This is a genomic window from Porphyromonas sp. oral taxon 275 (assembly GCF_018127745.1).
In the GTDB taxonomy this organism is placed as follows: domain Bacteria; phylum Bacteroidota; class Bacteroidia; order Bacteroidales; family Porphyromonadaceae; genus Porphyromonas.
The window spans coordinates 1,029,119-1,052,936 of record NZ_CP072333.1 but is presented as its reverse complement, the minus strand read 5'-3'; the positions used below and the strand labels follow the sequence as shown (position 1 = coordinate 1,052,936).

General features: G+C 61.7%; 20 protein-coding genes. 11 read left to right on the top strand and 9 right to left on the bottom strand.

Features of this window, described 5'->3' with window-relative positions; all coding sequences use genetic code 11:
- Positions 1 to 183 precede the first annotated feature (183 nt).
- Genes J4862_RS04160 through J4862_RS04110 form a run of 11 tightly spaced genes read left to right on the top strand, consistent with a single transcriptional unit; the run spans position 184 to position 10,915 of the window.
- Positions 184 to 639: a dCMP deaminase family protein gene (locus tag J4862_RS04160; protein ID WP_211789550.1), complete on the top strand. Its 456-nt coding sequence runs from the start codon at positions 184 to 186 to the stop codon at positions 637 to 639.
- 57 nt (positions 640 to 696) lie between these two features.
- Positions 697 to 2,367, top strand: coding sequence for a S41 family peptidase (locus J4862_RS04155; protein WP_211789471.1), 1,671 nt, complete (start codon positions 697 to 699; stop codon positions 2,365 to 2,367).
- 18 nt (positions 2,368 to 2,385) lie between these two features.
- Entirely contained in the window at positions 2,386 to 2,922 is a 537-nt protein-coding gene (locus J4862_RS04150) for a 5-formyltetrahydrofolate cyclo-ligase (RefSeq protein ID WP_211789470.1), read from the top strand.
- A gap of 17 nt (positions 2,923 to 2,939) precedes the next feature.
- A complete protein-coding gene (gene folP / locus J4862_RS04145; protein ID WP_211789469.1) occupies positions 2,940 to 3,860 on the top strand; it encodes a dihydropteroate synthase in 921 nt (306 codons plus the stop codon).
- A gap of 40 nt (positions 3,861 to 3,900) precedes the next feature.
- Positions 3,901 to 4,668: a diadenylate cyclase gene (locus tag J4862_RS04140; protein ID WP_211789468.1), complete on the top strand. Its 768-nt coding sequence runs from the start codon at positions 3,901 to 3,903 to the stop codon at positions 4,666 to 4,668.
- Positions 4,669 to 4,676: 8 nt separating this feature from the next.
- On the top strand, positions 4,677 to 5,240 hold the full coding sequence (locus J4862_RS04135) for a hypothetical protein (protein WP_211789467.1): 564 nt from the start codon (positions 4,677 to 4,679) through the stop codon (positions 5,238 to 5,240).
- 19 nt (positions 5,241 to 5,259) lie between these two features.
- Positions 5,260 to 6,303, top strand: coding sequence for an alpha/beta hydrolase (locus J4862_RS04130; protein WP_249107455.1), 1,044 nt, complete (start codon positions 5,260 to 5,262; stop codon positions 6,301 to 6,303).
- A 3-nt stretch (positions 6,304 to 6,306) separates the two neighbouring features.
- Positions 6,307 to 7,350: a Holliday junction branch migration DNA helicase RuvB gene (ruvB, locus tag J4862_RS04125; protein ID WP_211789465.1), complete on the top strand. Its 1,044-nt coding sequence runs from the start codon at positions 6,307 to 6,309 to the stop codon at positions 7,348 to 7,350.
- Positions 7,351 to 7,382: 32 nt separating this feature from the next.
- Complete coding sequence (locus J4862_RS04120; protein ID WP_211789464.1) at positions 7,383 to 8,879, top strand: lipopolysaccharide biosynthesis protein; 1,497 nt, start codon at positions 7,383 to 7,385, stop codon at positions 8,877 to 8,879.
- 56 nt (positions 8,880 to 8,935) lie between these two features.
- Positions 8,936 to 9,472, top strand: a complete 537-nt coding sequence (locus tag J4862_RS04115) for a gamma carbonic anhydrase family protein (protein WP_211789463.1) — start codon at positions 8,936 to 8,938, stop codon at positions 9,470 to 9,472.
- Positions 9,473 to 9,499: 27 nt separating this feature from the next.
- Complete coding sequence (locus J4862_RS04110) at positions 9,500 to 10,915, top strand: C1 family peptidase (protein WP_211789462.1); 1,416 nt, start codon at positions 9,500 to 9,502, stop codon at positions 10,913 to 10,915.
- Between the two features lie 110 nt (positions 10,916 to 11,025).
- Here the strand turns inward: J4862_RS04110 and J4862_RS04105 are convergent, their stop codons facing one another.
- The 9 genes from J4862_RS04105 to cbiD form a co-directional block, all read right to left on the bottom strand.
- Positions 11,026 to 11,805 carry a WGR domain-containing protein gene (locus J4862_RS04105; protein ID WP_249107454.1) on the bottom strand — a complete coding sequence of 260 codons (780 nt, stop codon included), beginning with the start codon at positions 11,803 to 11,805 and terminating at the stop codon, positions 11,026 to 11,028.
- Between the two features lie 481 nt (positions 11,806 to 12,286).
- Positions 12,287 to 15,010 (bottom strand): TonB-dependent receptor, encoded by a 2,724-nt coding sequence (locus tag J4862_RS04100; RefSeq protein WP_211789461.1) that lies wholly within the window; start codon positions 15,008 to 15,010, stop codon positions 12,287 to 12,289.
- Between the two features lie 319 nt (positions 15,011 to 15,329).
- The gene (gene menA / locus J4862_RS04095) at positions 15,330 to 16,223 is read right to left on the bottom strand and encodes a 1,4-dihydroxy-2-naphthoate octaprenyltransferase (protein WP_211789460.1); all 894 of its coding nucleotides are present in this window, start codon (positions 16,221 to 16,223) and stop codon (positions 15,330 to 15,332) included.
- Positions 16,224 to 16,226: 3 nt separating this feature from the next.
- Positions 16,227 to 17,564 (bottom strand): aspartate kinase, encoded by a 1,338-nt coding sequence (locus tag J4862_RS04090; RefSeq protein WP_211789459.1) that lies wholly within the window; start codon positions 17,562 to 17,564, stop codon positions 16,227 to 16,229.
- A 38-nt stretch (positions 17,565 to 17,602) separates the two neighbouring features.
- Positions 17,603 to 18,268: a cell division ATP-binding protein FtsE gene (locus J4862_RS04085; protein WP_211789458.1), complete on the bottom strand. Its 666-nt coding sequence runs from the start codon at positions 18,266 to 18,268 to the stop codon at positions 17,603 to 17,605.
- A gap of 53 nt (positions 18,269 to 18,321) precedes the next feature.
- Positions 18,322 to 18,561, bottom strand: a complete 240-nt coding sequence (locus J4862_RS04080; protein ID WP_211789457.1) for a hypothetical protein — start codon at positions 18,559 to 18,561, stop codon at positions 18,322 to 18,324.
- Positions 18,558 to 20,117 (bottom strand): GH3 auxin-responsive promoter family protein, encoded by a 1,560-nt coding sequence (locus J4862_RS04075; RefSeq protein WP_211789456.1) that lies wholly within the window; start codon positions 20,115 to 20,117, stop codon positions 18,558 to 18,560. Before J4862_RS04075 ends, J4862_RS04080 begins: the two co-directional genes overlap by 4 nt.
- A 489-nt stretch (positions 20,118 to 20,606) precedes the next feature.
- Positions 20,607 to 21,611, bottom strand: a complete 1,005-nt coding sequence (gene cbiB, locus J4862_RS04070; RefSeq protein WP_211789548.1) for an adenosylcobinamide-phosphate synthase CbiB — start codon at positions 21,609 to 21,611, stop codon at positions 20,607 to 20,609.
- A gap of 96 nt (positions 21,612 to 21,707) precedes the next feature.
- Positions 21,708 to 23,531: a cobalt-precorrin-5B (C(1))-methyltransferase CbiD gene (cbiD, locus tag J4862_RS04065; protein ID WP_211789455.1), complete on the bottom strand. Its 1,824-nt coding sequence runs from the start codon at positions 23,529 to 23,531 to the stop codon at positions 21,708 to 21,710.
- Positions 23,532 to 23,818: the final 287 nt, after the last annotated feature.

The window sequence follows — 23,818 nt, the reverse complement described above, 5'->3', positions numbered from 1 at the left end:
ACGCGCCGCACGAGGCCCTAGGGCTGGCGTTTGAATCCCAGCTATGGGCGCTCCCCGCAGTACCTCGGCTAGCCTAGCTGGGCTCGGAGGCTGCTCCCCTCACCTGCTCGGGCGCTGGGGCGTCCCCCCGAACGGTCAAAAGCCGTATCTTTGCGGAAAGACTTATTAAGCAGTATTCTAATGATGGGAGTAAGCAGCACCAAGGAGCAGGACGATAAGCAGCTCGCACTCGACCGACGCTATCTGCGTATGGCTAAGATCTGGGCGGAGAACTCCTACTGCGAGCGCCGCAAGGTCGGCGCCCTGATCGTCAAGGATAAGAGCATCATCTCGGACGGCTACAACGGCACGCCCGTGGGATTCGAGAACGTCTGTGAGGATGAGGACGGACTGACGAAGCACTATGTGCTCCATGCCGAGGCCAACGCCATCACCAAGCTCGCCAGCAGCACTCAGAGCAGCATAGGTGCTACCGTCTACGTCACCGATGCCCCCTGTATCGAGTGCGCCAAGCTCATCATCCAGAGCCATATCGTCCGTGTCGTCTACAGCATAGAGTACCGTCTGCGTGACGGGATCGACCTGCTGGAGCGTGCGGGCATCCAGGTGGACTATATCCCGCTCGAGGACGAGGCCTAGGCCTCCCCGCCCGAGGACACACACGACCGACCAATAATACACCGTATATATAAGGGTATGCAAGAACTCAAGGACGCAAACGCCCAGCCCTCCCAGCCCGAGGCTCCAGCCCCCAAGTCCAAGGGGGGACGCCTCCTGCGCTGGCTCGCCTACATCACGATCATCTGCCTCCTCTTCCTCGGGGGCATCTTCACGGGAGTGTACCTAGGTCTAGGTCGCTCCTCCGCTGGCCTCGGTAAGCTCGGGACGATCTACGGGCTCATAGAGCGCTACTATGTCGATTCGGTAGACTTCGATAGCCTGCAGGAGCAGGCCCTTCCCCTCATCCTCTCTCAGCTCGACCCGCACTCGGTCTACCTCAATGCCGAGGCCAATCGCCAGGAGACGGAGGGACTCGAAGGCTCCTTCGCAGGGATAGGTGTACAGTTCAATACGCTGCTGGATACCGTCGTCGTCGTCCGAGTGATCGAGGGAGGGCCGAGTGAGCGTGCGGGCCTCAAGCCTGGGGACCGCATCCTCAAGGCAGGGCAGACGAACCTCGTCAAGGACTCCATCACCACCGAGGAGATCATGAAGGCGCTGAAGGGCCCTGAGGATACCGTCGTGCGGCTGCTCATCAAGCGCGGGGTGAAGACCTTTGAGAGCGCTGTCGTGCGCGGTGCGGTGCCTGTCTCGAGCATCGATGCCGCCTATATGATACGTCCGCACGTGCTCTATGTGCGGCTCAATAAGTGGGGCGCGCAGACGCCTCAGGAGTTCCAGCAGGCTTGGGCGGATCACGCATCCGAGGGGATAGAGCGCATTCTGATCGACCTGAGAGACAATGGCGGGGGCTACCTGCAGGCAGCTACGACGCTGCTCAGCGAGTTCCTCGATAAGGGCAACCTCCTCGTCTATAACCAAGGGGCACATTACCCACGTGAGAACTTCACCAGCCCACGCACGGGGCGTCTACGTCAGACGCCCGTGACGGTGCTCGTGAATGAGAATAGCGCCAGCGCCAGCGAGATCTTCTCTGGCGCGATGCAGGACCTAGACCGCGCCCTCATCGTAGGGCGTCGCACCTTCGGCAAGGGGCTGGTCCAGGTGCCCTTCACCCTCTCGGATAGCAGCGTGCTGCGCCTGACCGTAGCCCGCTACTACACCCCCTCGGGGCGTAGCATACAGAAGAGCTATGCCAAGGGACTGGAGGCCTACGCCGAGGACATCGAGGAGCGCTACCTACATGGTGAGCTCTTCTCGGCCGACAGCGTCTCACGTCCCGACACGACCCGCTACTACACGCGCATGGGGCGCGTCGTCTATGGCGGCGGCGGCATCACGCCCGATATCTTCGTCCCCCGCGATAGCACGGGGCTCAATGCCTACTACGTGCGGCTGATGCGCTCGGGGACGCTGATGCGCTTCGCCTTCAGCTACGCCGATGCGCACCGTACGGAGCTCCTGGCGCACCAGACCGCCAGCGCCCTCGACAAGCACCTGCAGGGCATAGGCGACCAGCTGGTCTCCAGCTATGCCGTCTATGCGCAGCGCTACGGAGTACCCCAGCGTCCTGGGATGCTGCTGGAGTGCGCGCCGCTCCTACGCCGTGATCTCATCGCGCTCATCGCCGACCTCATCGGCGGGGACAGGAACCTCTTCTACGAGCTGCGCAACGAGCGTGATCCCGAGGTGATCAAAGCGCTGGAGATCCTCGAGTCGCCCGACTGGAAGCCGAAGAAGGGCTAAGTGCCCGCCCGTCCCATCATGGAGTCGAAGCAGGAGCTACGTCAGAGGCTACGTGCAGCCAGCAGGCTACTCACCGCCGAGGAGCGTGAGCGCTGGAGCGTGCGTATCGTCGAGCAGCTAGAGCAGCACCCCCGCTGGCAGGCCGCTCGGCGTGTGGGGCTGTATCGGGCGCTGCCCGACGAGCCCGACCTGAGCCCGCTGATGGCTCGCTCGGGCAAGGAGCTCTACCTCCCGCGCGTCGTCTCCGATACGGAGCTCGTGTACCTTCCCTACAGCCCAGGGATGGAGCTGGAGCGCTCGCGGCACTTCGGCCTCGAGGAGCCCGAGCTAGAGGGCGCGCAGCCCATAGCCCCCGAGGAGCTGGAGCTACTCATCATCCCAGCCCTGGCCTTCGACCGCGAGGGCTATCGCCTCGGCCGCGGCAAGGGTTACTACGACCGCTACCTCAGTCGGACGGGTGCCTATCGCATTGGGGTCAGCTACGGCATAGAGCGCGTAGACCGACTACCCCGCGAGGACTGGGACCTTCCGATGGACGAATTGATTTACCCCTAACGCATCCTTATAGATACATGCTGCGACGCACTACCCTTAGGCTCGGCTCTCGCCTCTACAGCCTCGACACTCCGCTCGTGATGGGGATCATCAACGTGACTCCCGACTCCTTCTACGCGGGGAGCCGTGTCGGGGGGGAGGAGGCGCTGCATGTGCGTATCCAGCAGCTCATTGCCGAGGGGGCCAGCATCGCCGATGTCGGAGCCTACAGCTCGCGTCCAGGGGCAGCCGAGGTGAGCCCCGAGGAGGAGCGCCAGCGTCTGGAGCTCGTCCTCAGCATCCTACGGTGCGACTATCCCGAGCTACCCGTATCGCTCGACACCTTCCGTGCCGACATCGCACGCTGGGCCGTCGAGGAGCAGGGTGTAGCCTGCATCAATGATATCTCTGGCGGAGCACTCGACCCCGAGATGTACCGCACGGTAGCCGAGCTACAGGTAGCCTACATCCTGATGCACATGCGCGGGACACCGCAGGACATGATGCAGCAGACGGACTACGCGGACGTCACGCTGGAGGTCCTCGACTACTTCATCCAGCGCGTCGGGGAGCTGACGGCGCTGGGGCTACACGACCTGATCCTAGACCCAGGCTTCGGCTTCAGCAAGACGCTGGAGCAGAACTTCGAGCTCCTGGAGCGCCTTGGGGAGCTGCATCGCCTCCTGCCTCAGCCCCTGCTGGTAGGCGTCTCGCGCAAGAGTATGATCTATCGTAGCCTCGGCATCTCCCCTGAGGAGGCGCTCAACGGTACCACCGTCCTCAATACCCTTGCCCTAGAGCGAGGCGCCTCCATCCTGCGTGTCCACGATGTGGCGGCGGCTGTCGAGGCCGTGCGTCTGTGGCAGCAGCTCCAGCCCTACAAGCGCGCTGACGAGGCGCTACACTACTACGAGCGGCGTGACTCTCTGACGCCCCACGACGAGGCTGAGCCTCGCTAGCGTGCTCCCTTCATCCTACTAGCTCATCTCGACTGACTATATGCTTGCCTGGCTACAGATCTCGATCAAGGATATCATCGATATCCTCATGTTGGCGACCTGCCTCTACTACGCCTATGTGACCCTGCGCTACTCAGGCTCCCGCTCGCTCTTCTCGGGGATCATCGCCTTTGTCGTCCTTTGGCTGCTGATCTCCCAGGTGCTCCAGATGCGCCTCATGGGGGCGCTCCTCGACAAGTTTGCCAACATCGGGGTGCTGCTCCTGGTGATCATCTTCCAAGAGGAGATACGCAAGATCCTCGTTACCATAGGCTCGGCCCAGCGCTGGCGTCGCCTACGGCGCCTGCTGCGTGTAGGGCAGGAGGAGCAGTCTGAGGCCGAGTACATCGCTCCTATTGTCCTGGCGTGTATGAATATGGCGCGTAAGAAGACGGGGGCACTCATCGCCGTGCAGGGCTCTATGGACCTCTCGTCCTATCAGCACGCGGGGGAGCGCTTCACAGCCAGCGTCAATGCCCGACTCATCGAGAACATCTTCTTCAAGAATAGCCCCATGCATGACGGGGCGATGATCATCGCCGGGGGGAAGATCTGTGCCGCGGGCTGCATCCTGCCCGTAGCGAGCAACCCTGACCTCAATAAGGACCTGGGGCTTCGCCACCGCTCGGCACTCGGCCTAGCGCAGAAGACCGATGCCAAGGTCATCATCATCAGCGAGGAGCGTGGCACGATCTCTCTGGCCTATAGCGGGGAGATCCTCGTAGACATCACCCCAGAGGAGCTGCGCCAGCTGCTCACCCAAGAATAGCCGTCCTCATGCTCCGACAGACCCTCCACCGCACGTCTCGCCGCTTTGCCCTGCTCTCGCTCGGGCTCTGCCTACTGGCTACCCCAAGACTGCAGGCACAGAGCCCCGGCTACCAGTACGCCGCCTACACGACGAGCTACAATGCGCTAGCCGACACCGTCACACGCTTCCCCTCGCTGACCAAGCGCATCCAGACGCCTCGCCTGACGACACGCATCTTCGCCGCTCCAGAGCATGGGGCGGTGGAGCTGACCAATGGCGGCACCTATCTCATCTCAGGGGGGAATGTCATCGGGGGCTTCTACTACCGTAGCTCCCAGGCTCAGAGCACGCGTCTCAGGGCCACCGACCAGGCCAATAGCGTGCAGGAGATCTCGCGAGTTTGGCTCTATGGCAAGCAGCTGCGAGCCTCGACCGAACTCACGCAGCTCGACATCATGGACCTCTCAGGTCGTAAGCTCCTCTCCGCCCGCGGCAGCCGTGAGGTCCCCCTACAGCTGCCCGCAGGCGTCTATCTCCTGCGTGCGATCTTCCCCACACAGACCCTCGTCTGCCGTCTCACGGTACGCTAATTCCTATGATCCTATGCTAGTGACGAAAGGACTCCACCACCGAGCGCTCCTCCTGGGACTGCTCCTGCTGCTGCCGCTTCTGCTGGTCTCCCGAGCCGAGGCTCAGTGGCGGCCCGATATCCTCGAGGGCTACAGCTGCCTCACCATAGACCAAGGGCGAGACTACTCTGGGCCCGTCACGGCGACGCTCGTACGGTGCGACACGCTCCTCGAGGCACCGCGCGCCCTGCTGTACGTACACGGGTACAACGATTACTTCTTCCAGTCTGCCCTCGGCGACAGCATCACACGGCACGGCTATGCCTTCTACGCGCTAGACCTGCGCAAGTATGGGCGCAGCCTCTCCAGCAGGCAGGACCCCTTCGAGGTGCGCCACCTGAGGGAGTACTACGCTGACCTAGCCAAGGCCATCCAGCAGATCAAGGCGGGGGGCGCTCGGGAGCTCGTCCTCATGGCGCACTCTACGGGCGGCCTCATCACCAGCCTCTACTTAGAGGACACGCATAATAGCGACAGCATCCAGGCACTGGTGCTCAATAGTCCCTTCCTTGACTTCAACTTCAGCAAGGTGCAGGAGCGGCTCGTCATCCCCATGCTTGATGGCATAGGCCGAGTAAGTCCCCGCACCATCGTCGCTGGGATCTCGGAGGAGCCCGACCTCTACGCGCAGAGCCTCCTGAAGCGCTACCACGGGCTGTGGGACTATAATACGGAGTGGAAGAAGGCTAAGGGGCACACCATTCGTCTCGAGTGGCTGCGTGCTATACGACGCGGCCACCAGCAGGTGCAGCGCGGCCTCAGCCTGCGCATGCCCATCCTGCTGATGAGCTCCGACAGCTCCATTCGTGCTCGTGGCGCCTGGCAGCCCGCCTACGGACGTGCTGATCTCGTCCTCGACGTAGACGACATCCAGCGCTACGGCCTCATGCTCGGGGACAAGGTGCAGCCCGTCCGCATCGTAGGCGGACTGCACGATCTCTTCCTCTCGAGCGATAGCGCGGCCTACGCGGAGGCCTATCGTCAGCTCTTCCGCTTCCTCGACCAACTTCCCCCACAGCACTAAGTAATGCCCTATCCCGATAGCTTCGACATACGCAATCAAGAGGTGCTCCCGCAGGAGGAGCAAGATATAGACAAGGCGCTACGCCCGCTGTCCTTCGCTAGCTTCAGCGGTCAAGACAAGGCCGTGGAGAATCTCAAGGTCTTCGTCCAAGCCGCTAAGCTGCGCTCCGACGCACTAGACCACGTCCTGCTGTATGGCCCTCCGGGGCTGGGCAAGACGACCCTCTCACACATCATCGCCTCGGAGCTCGGGGTCGGCATCAAGGTGACCTCAGGCCCAGTGCTCGATAAGCCTGGGGATCTCGCGGGGCTCTTGACCTCCCTCGAGCCCAACGATGTGCTCTTCATCGACGAGATCCATCGCCTCAGTCCCGTCGTAGAGGAGTACCTCTACTCCGCCATGGAGGACTACCGCATCGATATCATGCTGGACAAGGGCCCCAGTGCTCGCTCCATACAGATCGACCTCAATCCCTTCACCCTCGTCGGAGCCACGACGCGTAGCGGCCTCTTGACGGCGCCCCTGCGAGCCCGCTTCGGCATCAACCTCCACCTCGAGTACTACGATGTACAGACGCTGGCGGGGATCGTCCTACGCTCGGCCGAGCTCCTCGGTAGCCCTTGTGATACGAGCGCTGCCGTCGAGGTGGCCTCACGTAGCCGCGGGACGCCGCGTATCGCCAACGCCCTGCTGCGCCGCGTCCGTGACTTCGCTCAGGTCAAGGGCGACGGACGCATCGACCAAGCCATCGCCAGCTATGCCCTCGAGGCCCTGAATATCGACCGCTACGGCCTGGACTATATAGACAACAAGCTACTGGGTGTCATCATCGATAAGTTCGCGGGCGGTCCCGTCGGTCTGAGCACGATCGCCACGGCGCTCGGTGAGGACTCGGGGACGATCGAGGAGGTCTACGAGCCCTTCCTCATCAAGGAGGGCTTCATCAAGCGCACGCCTCGCGGCCGTGAGGCGACAGACCTCGCCTACAGCCACCTCGGGCGTACGCCCCGTGTACGACCAGCCAGCATCTTCTTCGACGAGGAGTAGTAGAGCGATCACTAAGCTAAGGACACACAGCTATGGGTACCTTCAAGTCTCTGGTCAAGGACACCGCGCTCTACGGGCTGAGCAGTATGTTTGGCCGCTTCCTCAACTGGTTGCTGACCTATGTCTACGTACGCGTGATGCAGCCGGAGGAGTTCGGGCAGATGACCAACCTCTATGCCTGGACGGCGCTCCTGATGATCCTCCTGACCTACGGGATGGAGACGGCTTTCTTCCGCTTTGCCAATAAGCACGAGCGCCCTGGGGATGTCTACGTCACGACCCTCAGTGCGCTGGGGATTAGCTCCAGCTTCTTCGTGCTGCTGGGCTGGCTCTTCCTCGACCCCTTAGCCGCAGCGCTGCAGGTCGAGGGGCAGCGTCAGCTGCTCAGCCTGCTGCTCCTGATTGTCGCCTCCGATGCCTTCATGGCCATCCCGCTGGGCTACCTGCGCTACGAGCAGCGGCCGTGGCGCTTCACGGTCATCCGCCTGAGCTTCGTCTTCTTCACCATCCTAGCGACGCTCTTCGCCTTTTACGGCCTGCCCTGGCTCTCAGCGCATTACCCGCAGCTCGGCCTAGGGCTAGATCCACGCCAGACGGCGCTGCCCATCATCCTAGGGATCAATCTGCTGGGGAACGCTCTGCAGCTGGTGATGCTACTCCCCACGCTGCGCAAGGCGCGGGGGCGGCTCGACCTCGGGCTGCTGGGGCAGATGCTGCGCTATGCCCTGCCGATGCTGCTGCTGGGGCTGGCGGGTAACTTCAACAACCAGGCCGACAAGGTGCTCTTCCCCCTGCTCTTCGACGACGTGCACTACGCCCACACGCAGCTGGGGATCTACGGCGCCTGCTACAAGCTCGCCGTCGTGATGGTGCTCTTCACCCAAGCCTTCCGCTATGCCTACGACCCCTTCGTCTTCGCTGAGACCAAGAAGGGGGACGAGGCGGCACGCCGTGCCTATTCCTCGGCGATGACCTACTACGTGCTCTTCACCCTCTTCATCTTCCTCGGGGTGATGAGCTATATCGACGTGCTGAAGTTCCTCATCAAGCCCGCCTACTACCCAGGGCTCGTCGTCGTGCCCTGGATCATGATGGGGCAGCTGATGTTCGGTGTCTACTTCAATCTCTCCCTCTGGTACAAGGTCACCGACCGTACCTACTGGGGGACGATCCTCTCGGTGCTGGGCTGTGCGCTCACCGTGGTGATGATCGTCCTACTCGCTCCGCGCTACGGCTTCATGGCCTGTGCCTGGGCCTCCGTGGTGGCCAATGGCGCCGTCATGGTCGCCTCCTACTTCCTCGGGCAGCGCTACTATCCCGTGCGCTATCAGCTGGCGAAGCTCCTCGGCTACAGCCTCCTCTGCATGGCGCTCTATGCCCTCGAGCTTGGCCTCACGCAGCTACTGCCCGAGTCCGTCTATCTACGCCTCGGGCTCAATAGCGTGCTGCTGCTCGTCTTCGTTCTCGTGGTGGGCTACTACGAGCTGCCTCGAGAGCAACTGGCGAAGCTCAAGCGCCGCTTCTCCTAACCCCTAGGCCCGAGTGCCTAGCCCTATAATCACAGCATTATCCCAACATAGTTACTATGGCTTATATACAGAAGGTACGAGGCTTCGAGCCTCAGATCGGCGAAGGCTGCTTCCTCGCCGTCAACGCCACCATCGTCGGTGATGTCGTCCTCGGCGAGGGCTGCAGCGTATGGTTCAACGCCGTGCTCCGCGGCGACGTCAATTCGATCCGCATCGGGCGCAACGTCAATATCCAGGACGGCACCGTCGTGCACACGCTCTATCAGAAGTCTACCATAGAGATCGGCGACAACGTCTCGGTCGGGCACAACGTCACGCTCCACGGCTGCAAGATCGAGAACCTCGCGCTCATCGGCATGGGCTCCGTGGTCATGGACCACGCCGTCGTCGGCGAGGGCGCCATCGTCGCGGCAGGCTCTGTCGTCCTAGCCAATACCCTCATCGAGCCCTACACGCTCTGGGCTGGGACCCCTGCCAAGTTCATCAAGAAGGTCTCCCCCGAGCAGAGCAAGGAGCTCAATGAGCGCATTGCCAACAACTACCAGATGTACGCCTCGTGGTTCGACCAGGAGGAGAACGCCGCCCCGCGCTAAGTCTCACCCCTCTCATACGATACTACTATGCAGCTTAAACTAAGCCTGGTGCTAGCCCTCGGCCTCACCTCCGCCCTCAGCACCTCCCTCTCGGCGCAGTCCACCAAGGACGGTGCTATCACGCCACGTATCCTGGAGTCCCTACGCAAGAGTGAGTCCAAGAGCCCCAGCGAGCAGGCGCTACACAACGCCATCGCGCTGCAGGGCATGAAGGACTTCTTCGTCAACCCGAAGCGTCCCCGCGAGCTGGAGGACAAGTTCAGCATCGAGGTCAAGAGCCAGGGCATCACGGACCAGAAGCAGAGCGGTCGATGCTGGCTCTTCACGGGGCTGAATGTGCTACGTGCCCAGCTGATGGCGCGCGAGCAGTCGGGCAAGTTCTTCTTCTCGCAGAACTATGGCTTCTTCTGGGACCAGCTTGAGAAGGCCAACCTCTTCCTCGAGGGCATCATCGAGACCCGCAAGGCGAGCGATGACGATAAGAAGGTAGAGTGGCTCTTCAAGCATCCGCTCAGCGACGGCGGCCAGTTCACGGGGATCTCGGACATCCTCTCCAAGTACGGCGTCGTACCTGCGGAGGTCATGCCTGAGACGGCCTCGAGCAATGACACGCGTCTGATGGGGCAGATGATCACCCGTACCCTACGTCAGGCAGGGATAGCCCTGCGTAAGGCCTCTGCTAAGGGTGAGAGCCTCGCGCAGCTGCGTGAGCGCAAGGAGGCCTGCCTCAAGCAGGTCTACCGCATCCTGAGCCTGAACCTCGGGGAGCCCCCTACGAGCTTCAGCTACACGCTGCGCAATGCCAAGGGTGAGGCGATCTCTACCGACACCTACACGCCGCAGAGCTTCTACCAGCGCTTCGTGGGGATCGACCTCAAGGATCAGTTCGTCATGCTGATGAATGACCCCTCGCGTCCCTACTACAAGACCTACGAGATCGACTTCGACCGCCACAGCTACGACGGGCGCAACTGGACCTACGTCAACCTCCCCATGGAGGAGATCAAGGGCATGGCCATCGCTTCGCTCAAGGACAATACGATGATGTACTACTCCTGCGACGTAGGCCGTGAGCTCGACCGCTCTAAGGGCATCGCCGCGCTCAATAACTACGACTATGCCTCCCTCCTGGGCTATGACTTCACGATGGACAAGGCCGAGCGTATCAAGAGCTTCGATAGCGGCTCGACGCACGCCATGACGCTCAAGGCCGTAGACCTAGATGCCTCGGGCAAGCCTACCAAGTGGAAGGTCGAGAATAGCTGGGGTGAGCAGTCGGGCGTCAAGGGCCATATCATCATGACGGACGGGTGGTTCGACGCCTATACCTTCCGTCTCGTGGTGAACAAGAAGTATGCGACGGCCAAGGTGCTGGAGCTGTTGAAGACCAAGCCCGTACAGCTCCCCGCCTGGGATCCTATGTTCACACCCGATGCGCCCTAGACTCTAGGCTAGGCTTCGGCTTGACCTAGCACGAACTTCCCCCTAAGCACTGCGCCCCCATACTCCACGTGGAGTATGGGGGCGCTACTTTATTGCGAGGGCTGCGCGGACTAGGCGCCGACAGCCTGCTGGGCGGTGGGGCAGCTCGATCGGTAGAGCTTGAGGTCGCGCTGTATGGTCATCAGCATGGAGGAGGTGAGCCAGACGTTTTGGCCTAGGCCTCGTATGCGCTCCAGGCGTGCGATGGCGAGCAAGGCCAGCTGATAGAGCTGCTCGCTGAGGCTCCCCGTGATCTTGAGCTGTGCCAGGGCTGAGGCGATGATCATGCGGTCGGTGCTGCGCAGCTCCTTGAGGCTAGGGTGTGCCTCGGCGCTGGCTGCGGCATCGATACGCCGCAGCTCCTCGATGCTCTCGCCGTGGGGAGGGTAGTAGGCTAGCGAATGGAGCTTGCGCAGGACGTGGGCGGGGAAGTCCCTCAGGTCGGCCTTAGGACGGCGGCGCAGTACCTCCTCCATCTCCCACAGGGCATCGCTGCCCTCGTCGCTGCCGAAGGGAACACTGCGCTCAGTATTGGAGTAGTAGAAGGGGGAGGTAAAATACTTGCGGTAGAGGGGGTGGCTCGTCAAGGGGTGGAGCCCCATCGTGTCGTCGTCATAGTAGTAGATGTCCATAGGGTCGAACTCAGGGTAGTCGCTGTAGCCCTTCTCCTGTTTGTCTTGGCTCAGCTTCGCCGCCTCCTTGAGACAGTGGTCTTCGCTAGGGAAGCGATACATCTCGTAGTGACCAGAGGAACCCTTCTTCCCCCAGTTGACCATGAGGTCTACGCCCATGGTCTCTATTCGCCAGAATTTTTCGGCACGGCTATCCTGCAGTTGCATTGCCTTCTTCATCGTCTCTTCATAGCTTTACAGCGCACGCCTCCCCGAGGCTGTCTGTAGTGTTTGTGTATGGCCCTAGCGTGTCTTCACGACTCGCTATGTGACAAATATACATAATCTTATATAATTCAGTCCCCGCCCCCAGGCACCTCTTCCTCTGGGGCTAAATTCCTGCTCCGAGAGCCCTCCACCGAGTAGGCTATCCGTGCCCCGACTAGGGACTTCCCGAGCTGCTCCCTGGGCTAGGGCGCGCTGAGGGATATCCCTCAGCCTAGCTCAGGGATATCAGTCAGCTGCTTTAGGGATAGGCCTGAGGTAGCTGACTGATATCAGTCAATCGCCTCGATAGCTATCCCTTCTGTGCGCTCCCCCGAGCACTACAGTACGTCCTCCCTTAGGCAGGGAGGCTACAAAAACAAGCTCCCCGAGGATACGCAGTCGTATCCTCGGGGAGCTGACGCCACTAGGGCGGTATCGTGTCTAGGCCTTGGCGCTAGAAGCTGAGCTTGACGCCGAAGTAGCCTGAGCGAGGGGTCGTGGGGCCGTAGATATAGGCGCTGTCACGATTGGGACCGAAGTCGTAGTCGCTCTGGAAGGAGTTGAAGAGGTTGCTGATGCCCGTGTAGAGCTGCACCTTGCTCTTGAAGAGGCGGAGGTCGTAGCTGACCTTCATCCCTAGGTCGAAGAAGGACTGGGAGCGGGTCAGCTCGTTCCAGTCTACGTCTACCTTCTTGGGGGCAGTGCCATCCATGATGGGCTTGCCCTGAGCATCGGTGAGGGCGAGCTGATAGCCCTCGATGCGCTGGCCTGCAGCGATCGCCTGGCGGTCGGTGACGGCAGAGTTCTGCCCCCACTTGACGGCGTGTGGGACGTACATCGAGCCCGTGAAGGTCCCCGTCAGCGCGATATTGAGGGGCTTGATGGGGTTGATGCTGATGGTGAAGTAGCCGTAGGCAGAGGGGGTACGCATGATCTCCTTGCTGGTCATCGAGACCGTCTGCACCTCGTCATCCTGCGCTACGGGGTCGAAGGACGATCCATCGGCCTTGGGGACGTAGCTCATGTAGGCAGCGTCGGAGATGTCCTCCTTGACCTTACTGCGTACACCCCATTCCTGGGCGACGTCGTACTTATTGCTCGTGAGCGTCAGTCCGCCCTGGAGCGAGAGCCAGCTGTAGCTGAGCTTCCCCTCGAGGTTCACCCCGAGGATCTTGGCTCCCGAGGCTACCTGACGGCCCTGGTCATCGATGCCATAGTTGTGGCGCGTGAAGTAGGTGATGCCATCGCGCGTGCCCGTCTTATAGTTGGTGAAGACGTCCAGCAGGCGCGTGTAGAAGCCCTCGAGGAGGATGTTGAGGTGCGTCTGGCCGACGCGGAAGTACATGTCGTTGCTCAGGCTGAAGGAGTGCGAGACCTCGGGACGGAGGTCATCAGCATTCACCACCTTCTGCGCCTCTCCATTGACTACCCCTACGTGTAGATCCTCGTCGAAGACCTGGGGAGCGCGGAAGCCCTTGGCGTAGGTAGCACGGAGGTTGATGTTCTTCGTGGGGTTGAAGCGTAGGGTAGCGCGTGGGCTGAAGATCGCCTTCTTGACGGCGGAGTTCTCATCGAGACGTGTCCCGAGGAGGATGCTCCAGCGGTCGTTCTTCCACTCGAGCTGGGCGAACTGGCTGGCGTTCTTGATCACCTGATGGAGGGCGGGAGAGAGCGCGACGGGATTGCTGGAGGGGTCGTAGCCATCAGCATTGCTCTTCTCCGTCGTCCAGCCACGCAGCGGCATCTCGTCATGCAGTCTGTCGTAGCTGTATTCGACCCCAGCCAGCAGCTGGGCGGGCATGAAGAAGAGGCGCTCGAAGTCGTAGGTGTACTGCCCCCCGACGACGGCTGTCAGCCCGCGCGTCACCCCGTAGTTGGTGCCGTAGTCCGAGCTGTGGATGGGGTAGCCGAGGCGTCCTGCAGGGACGGTCTTGCCCCCGACGAGTACCTCATTGCCGTCCTTATCCTTAGCCTTGGGCTCACCGATACCCCCGTAGTAGCTATTTCGGGTAATGTGCTGGCCAGAGGCGTAGAGCTGGAAGTGGCTCTTGAGGTCGGCGGTGAAGGCGTCGAACTTGAGGTTGGCACTGTAGACCGAGTGGCGTATGGACTCTGCCACGCCTGCTACGTGCTCGGGCCAGTCGATATGATCGCCGCCACGACGTGCCTCCGAGAAGGTGTGCAGCTCGGCAGTCACGCGCGTCAGGTCGCTGGGGCGGATGTAGCCACGTGCACCGAGGGAGCGGGAGTCGAGGCGGCCGAGCTCGCTGTAGCCGTCGCTATTGACGTCATACTCCTTGCGGTAGCGTGCCTGTGAGAAGAGCATCGCTCCGGCACGACCGTCAGCACTGACGAGCGAGCCATTGAAGGAGAGGTTGTTGTCGAGGCTCTTGAAGCCTGAGAAGCCAGCACTCTCGTTGAAGCTGAAGCTATTGCTGGAGGGATCCTTGGTGATGACATTGATTACCCCTGCGATGGCGGAGGAGCCGAAGAGCGCCGAGCCCCCACCGCGGACGACCTCTACGCGGTCAATCATGTTGGCAGGGATCTGCTCGAGCCCGTAGACGCCAGCCAGCGCGCTCATGACGGGGCGGCTATCGATCAGGATCTGTGAGTAGCGGCCGTCGAGCCCATTGATGCGTACTTGGTTGAAGCCGCAGTTCTGGCAGTTGTTCTCCACGCGGACGCCAGGCTGGAAGATCAGTCCCTGAGCTAGGTTGTTGGCATTGGCGTTCTCAAAGAGCTTCGTGTCCAGTACTGTGACGAGCGTCGGAGCGAGGCGGCGCAGGGTGGCCTGGCGGTTGGAGGAGACGACGACCTCGTCGAGCTTTACGTTGTCCTCCTCTGCGTCGAAGTTCACCTCGATGGTCTTCCCTGGCTGTATGGTGATACTACGCTCCTGGCTGAGGTAGCCTAGGCCGCGCATGACGAGCGTGAGGTGCTTCTGCTTGAGGTTCTTCAGGAAGTAGTGCCCTGTGGCATCGGTAGCGGTGCCGTAGGTGCTGCCCTTGATGGCAATCGTGATACCTGCTAGGTGCTCGCCCGTCTTGGCATCGACCACGTGCCCCATGACGTTAGCGTCAGTAGGGGGCTTGCTCTGTGCCCGGAGCTCGGCTGGCAGCCCCACGGAGAGGAGGGCTAGGCCTAGCAGTAGTAATAGCGAATAGATCTTTCGCATAGAGGATGAATAAGATAAAGTGTTAATACTAGGTGCTCTATAGCGCGTCAAAAGTAAGGACAATTAGCCCTCACGCTTTAGGAAGGAGGACTAAAATACTTACCTCTAGGTAGGCTGCAAGACCAATATACCTAGATGAGTGGAGGGCGCTTGGCCTCCTTCACCCCCTATAGGGGGTGTCGCCTGACTTAGGAGGGGAGGAGGTGACAGGGGGCGCTTAGTACTCCGCTCCTTTGCCTCCCTGCAAATGCAAAGCGCCCCTCCGCCTAGGCTAGGGCCTAGAGGGAGGGGCTGAGGAAGGGGGAAGGAGCGCGCTGAACTAAGGCTTGAGCCAAAGCATAGCACCGATGAGGAGGGCCAGGAGGAAGACATTGCGTGCCGTCCGAGCAAGCACGCCGTTGAGCTCCGCCCCGCGACTGGTCTGGAGCGCACGGTGCGTCTGGCTGAAGAGGAGCACGTAGGGCAGCAGTAGGAGCATGCCCCAGAAGGAGTAGATAGGGTAGAGGAGCCCCATCGAGAGTAGTCCGCAGGTGAGGTAGAGCCTAGGGGCAAAGTCCTGTCCCATGCGGACGATGAGGGTGCGCTTGCCTGCCTTGCTGTCCTCGGCGACGTCTCTGTAGTTGTTCACGACGAGGATATTGACGCTGCTGAGTCCTATGGCGGTGGCTAGCTGCCAGAGCGTCTGGTCGAGCACATAGCCGCGTAGGATATAGAAGCTCGTCACGGTGGGGACCCAGCCGAAGAAGACGAGGACAGCAGCGTCTCCCCAGCCGTGGTAGGAGAGGGGATAGGGCCCGCCCGAGTAGGCGAAGACCCCCAGCACGACGGCGAGCCCCACGAGCAGCAGCCACCAGGAGCTCAGAGCGATGAGGCTGAGGCCACTGGCGAGGAGCACAGCGAGGCTCAGGTAGAGGGCGATGCGTACCTCCCGCTCGCTGATGAGCCCGCGGGAGAGGGGGCGCAGAGGGCCTTTGCGTTCGTCGGTATCCGCCCCTTTGCGGTGGTCGATGAGGTCGTTGGCGATGTTACTGGCTATCTGTGCCGCGACCGCTACTACGACCAGGAGCAGCGTGCGTAGGACATCGATAGCGCCGAGCGAGGCTGCGTAGAAGATGGCTACAAGCACTGAGCTCAGGCCAGAGAAGAGCGTCTTGGGTCGCGTGAGGCCGATCCAGAGGCTCAGCTTACTTGGGGAGGAGGCGGACTGCTGCATGGCCTAGCCTGGACAAGCAGCCCCGAAGAGCTGGCGGCTAAGGGCGAGCAGCGTGCGGCGCTTATCGGCAGCCGAGACCAGCAGCGAGAGGTTGTAGTCGCTCCCGCCGTAGGAGATCATCCGTACGGGGATCTCCTCGAGCGCCTTGAGGATCTGTGCCTCGAAGCCGATGTTCTCCCACTCCATGTCCCCCACGACGCAGATGATGGTCAGCTCACGCTCCTCCTCGACCGTCCCGAGCTGCTCTAGACCTCGGCGCACCTCGCTGGGGAGCTGGCTGCGCTCTATGGTCAGCGAGATCGAGGTCTCGGTGGAGGCGATCATGTCAATCGGGATGCAGTGGTGCTCGAAGACGGAGAAGACCTTGCCGATGAAGCTCCAGTGCGAGAGCTGATGGCTGCTGCGGACGCGTACCATGGTGATGTTGTCCTTGGCGCTGACGGCCTTGATCATGTCCTTGTCCGTATCCATAGAGATGAGCGTCCCTGGGGCACTAGGCTCCATCGTATTCAGCAGGCGCACGGGGATGCCGTGGCGCTTGGCGGGCTGGATGCAGGTAGGGTGGAGGATCTTGGCCCCGAAGTAAGCGAGCTCGGAGGCCTCCTCGAAGTGCAGGCGACGCACTGGGCGCGTAGCATCGACGTAGCGGGGATCATTGTTGTGCATGCCGTCGATGTCTGTCCAGATCTGGATCTCGTCGGCGCGCAGCACCGATCCCACGAGCGTCGCGGTGTAGTCGCTCCCCCCGCGCTGCAGGTTGTCGATGTCGCCGAAGGCATTGCGGCAGATGTAGCCCTCGGTGATGAAGAGGCGTGTCCCCTCGGGGGCGCGGCTGATGAGCTCCTCGAGGTGCGTGCGTATGTACCCCTCGTCGGGCTCGGCCTGCTTGTCGGTGCGCATGTACTCGAGGGCGGGCAGACCGATGGCCTGCACCCCGCGGTCGGTGAGGTGACGCAGCATCATCGCGGTGCTCAGGAGCTCGCCGCGCGCCAGTATCTTCTTCTCGTCGAAGAGGGTGAAGCTCTCGGCGTAGCAGATCTGCTCGAGGAAGAAGAAGGTCTCATTGACCAGCGTCCAGGCCTTGTCGTAGCTCTGTGGATTGGGGAAGAGCAGGCGGGTCTCGGCCTCGTACTTATGCTTGAGCTTGGTGAGGATGGTCAGTGCCTCGTGTTGGTGATGGGCCATGAGTTGGTGGCCGATCTCTACGAGGGCGTTCGTCGTCCCTGCCATAGCGGAGAGGACCACGATCTTTACTTCGTCCGTAGCCGTGATGAGGTCAGCTACATGGGATATGCGCTCGGCGGAGGCCACAGAGGTACCTCCGAACTTCATTACTTTCACCAGCGATGTCTTTATGAGGGGGATTAGGGGAAGGGGCGCTATTTGTGCCCCTCGAGATGGATGCAGCGGGCGGGGAAGCGCTCGAGGACGAGGCGATTGTGCGTGGCCATGATGACGGCTGTACCTCGCTCGGCAGCTAGGCGCTGCAGGAGCTCCACGATGGCCAGACCACTGGCGCTATCGAGGTTGCCCGTAGGCTCGTCGGCTAGGATCAGCTCGGGGTGGCCGATCAGGGCACGTGCGATGGCTACGCGCTGCTGCTCGCCTCCCGAGAGTTCGTGGGGGTACTTGTAGTTCTTCAGCTCGAGGCCTACCTCACGCAGAGCCTCCTCGATGCGGCGGGCACGCTCGGCAGGGGGCTTGACGCCGTAGGCGCGGAGCACGATGTCGAGGTTGCCCTGCACGGTCATATCGGGCAGGAGCTGGAAGTTCTGGTAGACGATGCCGAGGCGCTGACGCAGCTGGGGGAGCTGTCGGCGCTTGATCCGAGTGAGCTCGTAGTCGAGTACGCGCGCCGAGCCCTTAGCTATGGGTACCTCGGCAGTGATGGTCTTCAGCAGCGTGCTCTTACCCGCGCCTACTGGGCCTACGAGGTATACGAACTCGCCCGCGCTGAGCTCTAGGTCGAAGTCCTCGAAGAGGATGTGCTCACGTCTCGCTATCTGTACTCCCTGGTAGCTCAGGATCGTTTCTTCTGACGCCATGTCCTTATTCTAGTTGTCTTATCAGTCGCACAAAGATACGCAAAGCCCTGCACCTAGCCTTGGTTCAGCTCCTTGTGCTCAGGGTAGTAGCCGTACTCGTAGCGCGTGGTGCGACGGCGTCGGTACCAGGCTAAGGCATAGGCCAGCGCCCAGACGAGGAGGCAGAGCCCGAAGCTCAGCCACCAGCTGCCGCGCTCGGGCTGCTGCATGCCCTCGGCACGCGGGTAGGTGAAGAAGGCAAAGCCCCCTAGGTAGAGGAGGATCAGGAGGTAGCTCAGGTGGATGCGTCTCATAGCTGGGGAGCGGCGGGGCTAAGTCTTTGCTTGAGCTCGAGGAGCTCCTCGAGGTAGTGGCGTGAGCTCGAGAGGCGGGGTACCTTGTGCTGCCCGCCCAGCTTGCCCTGCTCCTCGAGCCAGCGGTGGAAGAGGCCTGCGGGGGCGGGCTCGAGCTGTAGGGGCAGGAGCGTCATGTCGTCGTAGCGCTTGGCATCGTAGTCGGAGTTGGCCCTTCGCAGCTCCTCGTCGAGGATACGTGCGTAGGCGGCGAGGTCGCTGGGGGGCTCGACGAACTCAATCATCCAGTCGTGGTAGCCCTTACCCTCATCGAGGAGGAAGTGCGGTGCCACCGTGTACTCGGCGACCTGCACCCCCGTGCGCTCCGTCGTCCGTGCTATGGCCGTATCAGTATTGGTGACCATCAGCTCCTCGCCGAAGGCATTGATGAAGTGCTTGGTACGCCCCGTGATGACGATGCGATAGGGGGCGGTCGAGGTGAAGCGCACCGTATCCCCGATGAGGTAGCGATAGAGCCCCCCGAGGGTCGTGATCACGAGGGCGTAGTCTCTGTCCTGCTCTACCTCCCAGAGCGGGACGGCGCGTACGTGCCCTGCGACAGAGCCCTCGGCGCTGTACTCCAGTTCGTCCATGGGGATGAACTCGTAGAATACCCCGTAGTCCTGCATCAGCAGCATGCCGCTCTCGCTCGGGTCGTCCTGTATGGCGAAGAAGCCTTCGCTGGCATTGTAGGTCTCCTCGTAGCGCATCCGTGGAGAGGGAATGAGCTCGCGGTAGATACTGCGGTAGGGGCTGAAGCTGATCCCTCCGTGGAAGAAGACCTCCAGCTGGGGCCATAGCTCACTGATGTCAGCTGCGCCCGTGTACTCCAGCAGCTGACGTAGCAGGACGAGCATCCAGGAGGGGACGCCCGAGAGGCTCCCGACGGGCGCCTGGGCGACCTCGTGGACGATAGCGCTCATCTTGGCATTCCACTCGCTCATCAGCAGCGTCTCGCGGCTCGGGACGCGCAGCCAGTTGCCCAGCAGGGGCATGTGCTCCACGAGTATGGCGCTGAGGTCGCCTACGGAGGCTTGGCTCCCGAGGCTGATCGGGCTGTGGCTGCCGCCGAGGACGAGCCCCTTGGTAGAGAAGAAGCGGCTGTCGGGGTAGTTCCTCAGGTAGATCCATAGGGCATCACTACCGCCGCGGTAGTGGCAGTCCTGTAGGTGCAGGTAGGGTACGGGGATATACTTGCTGCGGTCGCTGGTCGTGCCGCTTGACTTGGCATACCAGCGGCAGCCTCCGGGGATGAGTACGTCGCGCTCGCCTCGGATCATACGCTCGATGTCGCCCTTGACGGCGTCGTACTCCACGAGGGGGAGGCGCTGGGCAAAGTCCTTGTAGTCGGTAGCGCGACCTAGGTCATAGCGCTCGCCGAGCTCGGTGCCACGCGCTCGGCTGAGGATGTGGCGCAGCTGGGCACGCTGTAGGTCCTCTGCCTCGGCGGTGTAGCGCTCGATCTTGCGCAGGCGCAGTTTGGCTGCCTGATAGACGAGTTGTGTCTTGAAGTCCATAGTTAGCTCTCGGGGTGGCTGTACCTCCTAGGCGCGCACCCCGCTGCAGCAAAGATACAAGTAATCTGCCGCCCCTGGGCGTAGACGTCTGTCAGCCTGCTCGGCGGACGCCCGAGGACGCCGCCCGCTTTACCCCGCCTTTACGCAAAGCGAAGGGGCGGGTAAGACTCGGCATCCTATGGATATAGGGGTAGGGATCGTGAGGGATATCAGTCAGGGCGCTGAGGGAGGGCCGTGACGCGTGTGAGGGCTATCGGTGGCGAGGCTGAGGGATATCCCTCAGCGCGCTGGGGCAAGGCAGTCGCCTTGCTGCGGCGCCTTCCGGCTTGTGTCGGGAGAGCTTGTGCGCTGGCTGCACAGCTTGTGGGCTAGAGCGCTCTTCGCTAGGAGACAAAAGAATACCGCCTAAACCTGCCGTAGAGGCAGACTTAGGCGGTAGCGAGGGCTTGGGCTGAGAGGCCTTATTTAGACCCTATACGGAAGAGGCTTCTAGTCGAACGCCGCTAAGGCTTCAGCAAGGGCTCCACAGAAAAGGACGAATAGGACGAAGCTCAGCAGCGCCAGTACCACGGTACGGATGAGGAGGCAGAGGACGAGGCCCATCCAGGAGGCTCGGCGAGTGATCGCGATCGCGTCGTCTACGTCCTGAGGCAGGATGGCGCGGTCGTTCTCCCCGATATAGGGCTTGTCGATCAGTTCGCCGTGGTACTCGTGTGGGCCTCCGAAGCGCAGACCGAGGGCAAAGGCTAGGGCGGCCTCGGGGTAGCCCGAATTGGGGCTCAGGTGGCGCCCTCCGTGACGCCATACCTTACGCAGGAGCGCGAGATCGCCCGAGGCGAGGAGCATCAGCAGCATCGTCAGGCGAGCGGGCAGGAGGTTTACCAGGTCGTCGAGCTTTGCCGAGAAGTAGCCGTAGGCGCGGTAGCGGCTGGTGAGGTAACCGACCATGGAGTCCTGCGTATTGATCATCTTGTAGCTGAGGATACCAGGCAGTCCGAGGAAGGCCCAGGAGAGCATGGGCGCGATGACTCCATCACTGAGGTTCTCCGCGAGGGTCTCGAGGGCGGCCTTGCGTACCTCTTGGTCGCTGAGCTGCGAGGTATCGCGCCCGACGATACGCGCTACCTGCCTTCGTCCTTCCTCTAGTCCCTGATCGGCGGCCGTGAAGACAGCCTTGACCTCCCGCTCTAGGGTACGCCCCGCCAACATATAGAAGCAGAGGGCGATGTACAGCAGGTAGGGCACGATGGAGAAGGCGAAGAAGAGGACCATCCCCGAGAGAAGGGAGCCTAGGGCGAAGACCAGGAGGACGAGCAGCCCATTATACAGCGCTCCCTTGAGACGTCGGTGCGTGCCTTGATTGAAGCGCCTTTCGCCCCAGGCGATCCAGCGCCCGAAGGTGATGATGGGATGTGGTGCGCCCTCGGGATCCCCCAGCCTGCGATCGAGGAGAAAGGCGAGGAACATGGGTAGTACCCCAAGGAGGATAGGGATCCAGAAGAAGGGATAGAGGTCCTTATCAAAGAGGATCCCGAAGAACTCACCCGAGACGAGCAACTCGGCGAGCTGAGAGAAGATACTGGCCATACGCTAGCGCTGGGAGAGGAAGTCGTGGGGGTAGGTGTAGCGGATGTTCCCCTCGTCGTCAATCAGGAGCAGGGAGAGCTCAGAGTCTGGGACAAGGCGGCTCGAGGCCTCGTAGCAGGCGTCGACGACGCGCAGCATCAGTCGGTCGAGGTCCTCGGGACTGAGTCCGTTCCACAGCTCACGGGCCAGCGTGAGCCCATCAATAAGGCTGTGCGCTGCCTCGCTACAACCCGCCTCCTCGGCCATTCGGTGGATGAACTCCTTATTCATCACGACCTTGCGGCTGTGGGTGTCCATATTGCCCTCGGCGAGCTTTACCGCCTTGCCGAGCATGATACCCATGTAGACCTTGGGGACGGAGAGGGTGGAGAGCTTCTCGAGGGTCTCCCCGATGAAGTTGCCGTACTGGATGAAGGACTGGAAGGGCAGCTCGGGGAAGGCTCCCTTGAGGTACTTCTCGCTCTTAGCGCCCGAATTGATCACGACGGTATCAGCGCCTAGGGCCAGCGCCACATCTACTTGACGTACGATGGAGGCGATGAAGGCCTCCGAGGAGAAGGGCTTGACGACGCCCGAGGTGCCGACGATGGAGATCCCGTCGAGGATACCCAGGCGGGGGTTGAAGGTCTTGACGGCCAGTTCGCGGCCCGTAGGGATGCTGATGGTGATATCTACACCTCCCACGGGGTAGGCACGGCGCACGACGGCCTCCATCATGCTGCGTGGCACGCGGTTGATAGCTGGGCCGCCGATCTCGAGGCCTAGGCCTGGGAGGGTGACGCGCCCTACGCCCTCGCCCTGCAGGAAGCGTATGCCGCTGTGCTCCTCGGTCAGTACGACCTCCGAGTAGATCTCTGCCAGATGGGTGACGTCGGGGTCGTCGCCCGAGTACTTACGGGCGCGAGCTCGGTAGCCGCGCTCTGTGGGCTCGACGAGCTCGACGGGGAGCTCGACCTCCTCCCCTGAGGGCAGGATGATCGTAGCCTGCTCTAGCGCCTCTCCGTCATGGAGCAGGGCGTGCAGTGCCGCCATGGTCGCCGCCGTGGCAGTACTTCCAGTGGTGAAGCCCGTCTTGAGCGGGAAGAAATCAGGGGCAAGGCGCTGCACAGCCTTGCGCAGCCCTACGGGGCCGTAGACATACTGGTAGTGCTCGGGCAGAGCCGGGCGCGTGATCATATATACGGGGACGCCCGCAGCGAGGGCAGGGGCGATCTTCTCGTCGAAGAAGCCACTCTCTCCGCTCTCCTTGGTAATGACGGCGTCGGGCTGTATGCGGTCGAAGAGCTCCTGGTCCTCCCCTGGCTGGAAGTAGACGATATGGTCGAAGGGAAAGCCTGCTGCCTCTGCCTTCTCCCGCGAGTCTTCTCGGTCGAGGATGCGGAAGTAGCTCTCGTGGCGCGACCAGAAGGGCTTGAGCGGAGCGATGGTATTGACGCCCGTCAGCGCAAGGAGCCGATGGCAGGGCTGCGCCTCGAGCTTGGCGATCATCTCCTCATAGCTGGCGCACTCGATGACCTGCCCCGTGCGCTCGCTGTAGCGTCGCTCGTAGCGGATGACAGGGATGCCGAGCTCGGCCGTCACCTCACCGATCGTCTTGTGGAGGACGGCAGCGAAGGGATGCGCCGCGTCTATGACGAGCTGTATCTCCTGCTCGGTGATGAACTGGCGCATCACCTCATGCGTCATCGCGCCCGAGACACGCTTGCCGTGTACCATCTCGAGCTCCTGGAAGGCTCCCTTGGTAGAGTAATAGTATTCTTTGCCCGACTCATCGAGGACGCCACATACGATGCGTCCCTCCGTCGTGCCACCGAAGATAAGTATCATTATAGTTATAGCCTGCTGCTTGCTTAATAGAGTTAAGTCTTGGTCTCGAAGATCCGGCCACAAAGGTAGCACATTCTCCTAGCCTCTTCCAATGGGGATGCTCGCGAGCCTCAATAAGGTAGCGGGTCCAGTCCCTGCTTCAAGGGGAGAAAGGCTCCCCAAGGGTGGGCGCCCGCCCTCAATTGCTTTCTCCTGAGTCTTTCCCTATAGCCTCAGAGGGGTAGGGTAAAACCCCTGTGCCCTGCCGCTGCTCTCTGTGTGGGGCGGGCCAAGCATAGTCCCACCAC

Excerpts from the sequence above, each read along its gene's own strand:
- cbiD (WP_211789455.1), bottom strand. The coding sequence starts at position 23,531 with ATGATACTTATCTTCGGTGGCACGACGGAGGGACGCATCGTATGTGGC.
- J4862_RS04105 (WP_249107454.1), bottom strand. The coding sequence starts at position 11,805 with ATGAAGAAGGCAATGCAACTGCAGGATAGCCGTGCCGAAAAATTCTGG.
- J4862_RS04150 (WP_211789470.1), top strand. The coding sequence starts at position 2,386 with ATGGAGTCGAAGCAGGAGCTACGTCAGAGGCTACGTGCAGCCAGCAGG.
- J4862_RS04115 (WP_211789463.1), top strand. The coding sequence starts at position 8,936 with ATGGCTTATATACAGAAGGTACGAGGCTTCGAGCCTCAGATCGGCGAA.
- menA (WP_211789460.1), bottom strand. The coding sequence starts at position 16,223 with ATGCAGCAGTCCGCCTCCTCCCCAAGTAAGCTGAGCCTCTGGATCGGC.
- J4862_RS04100 (WP_211789461.1), bottom strand. The coding sequence starts at position 15,010 with ATGCGAAAGATCTATTCGCTATTACTACTGCTAGGCCTAGCCCTCCTC.
- J4862_RS04110 (WP_211789462.1), top strand. The coding sequence starts at position 9,500 with ATGCAGCTTAAACTAAGCCTGGTGCTAGCCCTCGGCCTCACCTCCGCC.
- J4862_RS04160 (WP_211789550.1), top strand. The coding sequence starts at position 184 with ATGGGAGTAAGCAGCACCAAGGAGCAGGACGATAAGCAGCTCGCACTC.
- J4862_RS04075 (WP_211789456.1), bottom strand. The coding sequence starts at position 20,117 with ATGGACTTCAAGACACAACTCGTCTATCAGGCAGCCAAACTGCGCCTG.
- ruvB (WP_211789465.1), top strand. The coding sequence starts at position 6,307 with ATGCCCTATCCCGATAGCTTCGACATACGCAATCAAGAGGTGCTCCCG.
- J4862_RS04155 (WP_211789471.1), top strand. The coding sequence starts at position 697 with ATGCAAGAACTCAAGGACGCAAACGCCCAGCCCTCCCAGCCCGAGGCT.
- J4862_RS04135 (WP_211789467.1), top strand. The coding sequence starts at position 4,677 with ATGCTCCGACAGACCCTCCACCGCACGTCTCGCCGCTTTGCCCTGCTC.
- J4862_RS04080 (WP_211789457.1), bottom strand. The coding sequence starts at position 18,561 with ATGAGACGCATCCACCTGAGCTACCTCCTGATCCTCCTCTACCTAGGG.
- folP (WP_211789469.1), top strand. The coding sequence starts at position 2,940 with ATGCTGCGACGCACTACCCTTAGGCTCGGCTCTCGCCTCTACAGCCTC.
- J4862_RS04140 (WP_211789468.1), top strand. The coding sequence starts at position 3,901 with ATGCTTGCCTGGCTACAGATCTCGATCAAGGATATCATCGATATCCTC.
- J4862_RS04085 (WP_211789458.1), bottom strand. The coding sequence starts at position 18,268 with ATGGCGTCAGAAGAAACGATCCTGAGCTACCAGGGAGTACAGATAGCG.
- J4862_RS04120 (WP_211789464.1), top strand. The coding sequence starts at position 7,383 with ATGGGTACCTTCAAGTCTCTGGTCAAGGACACCGCGCTCTACGGGCTG.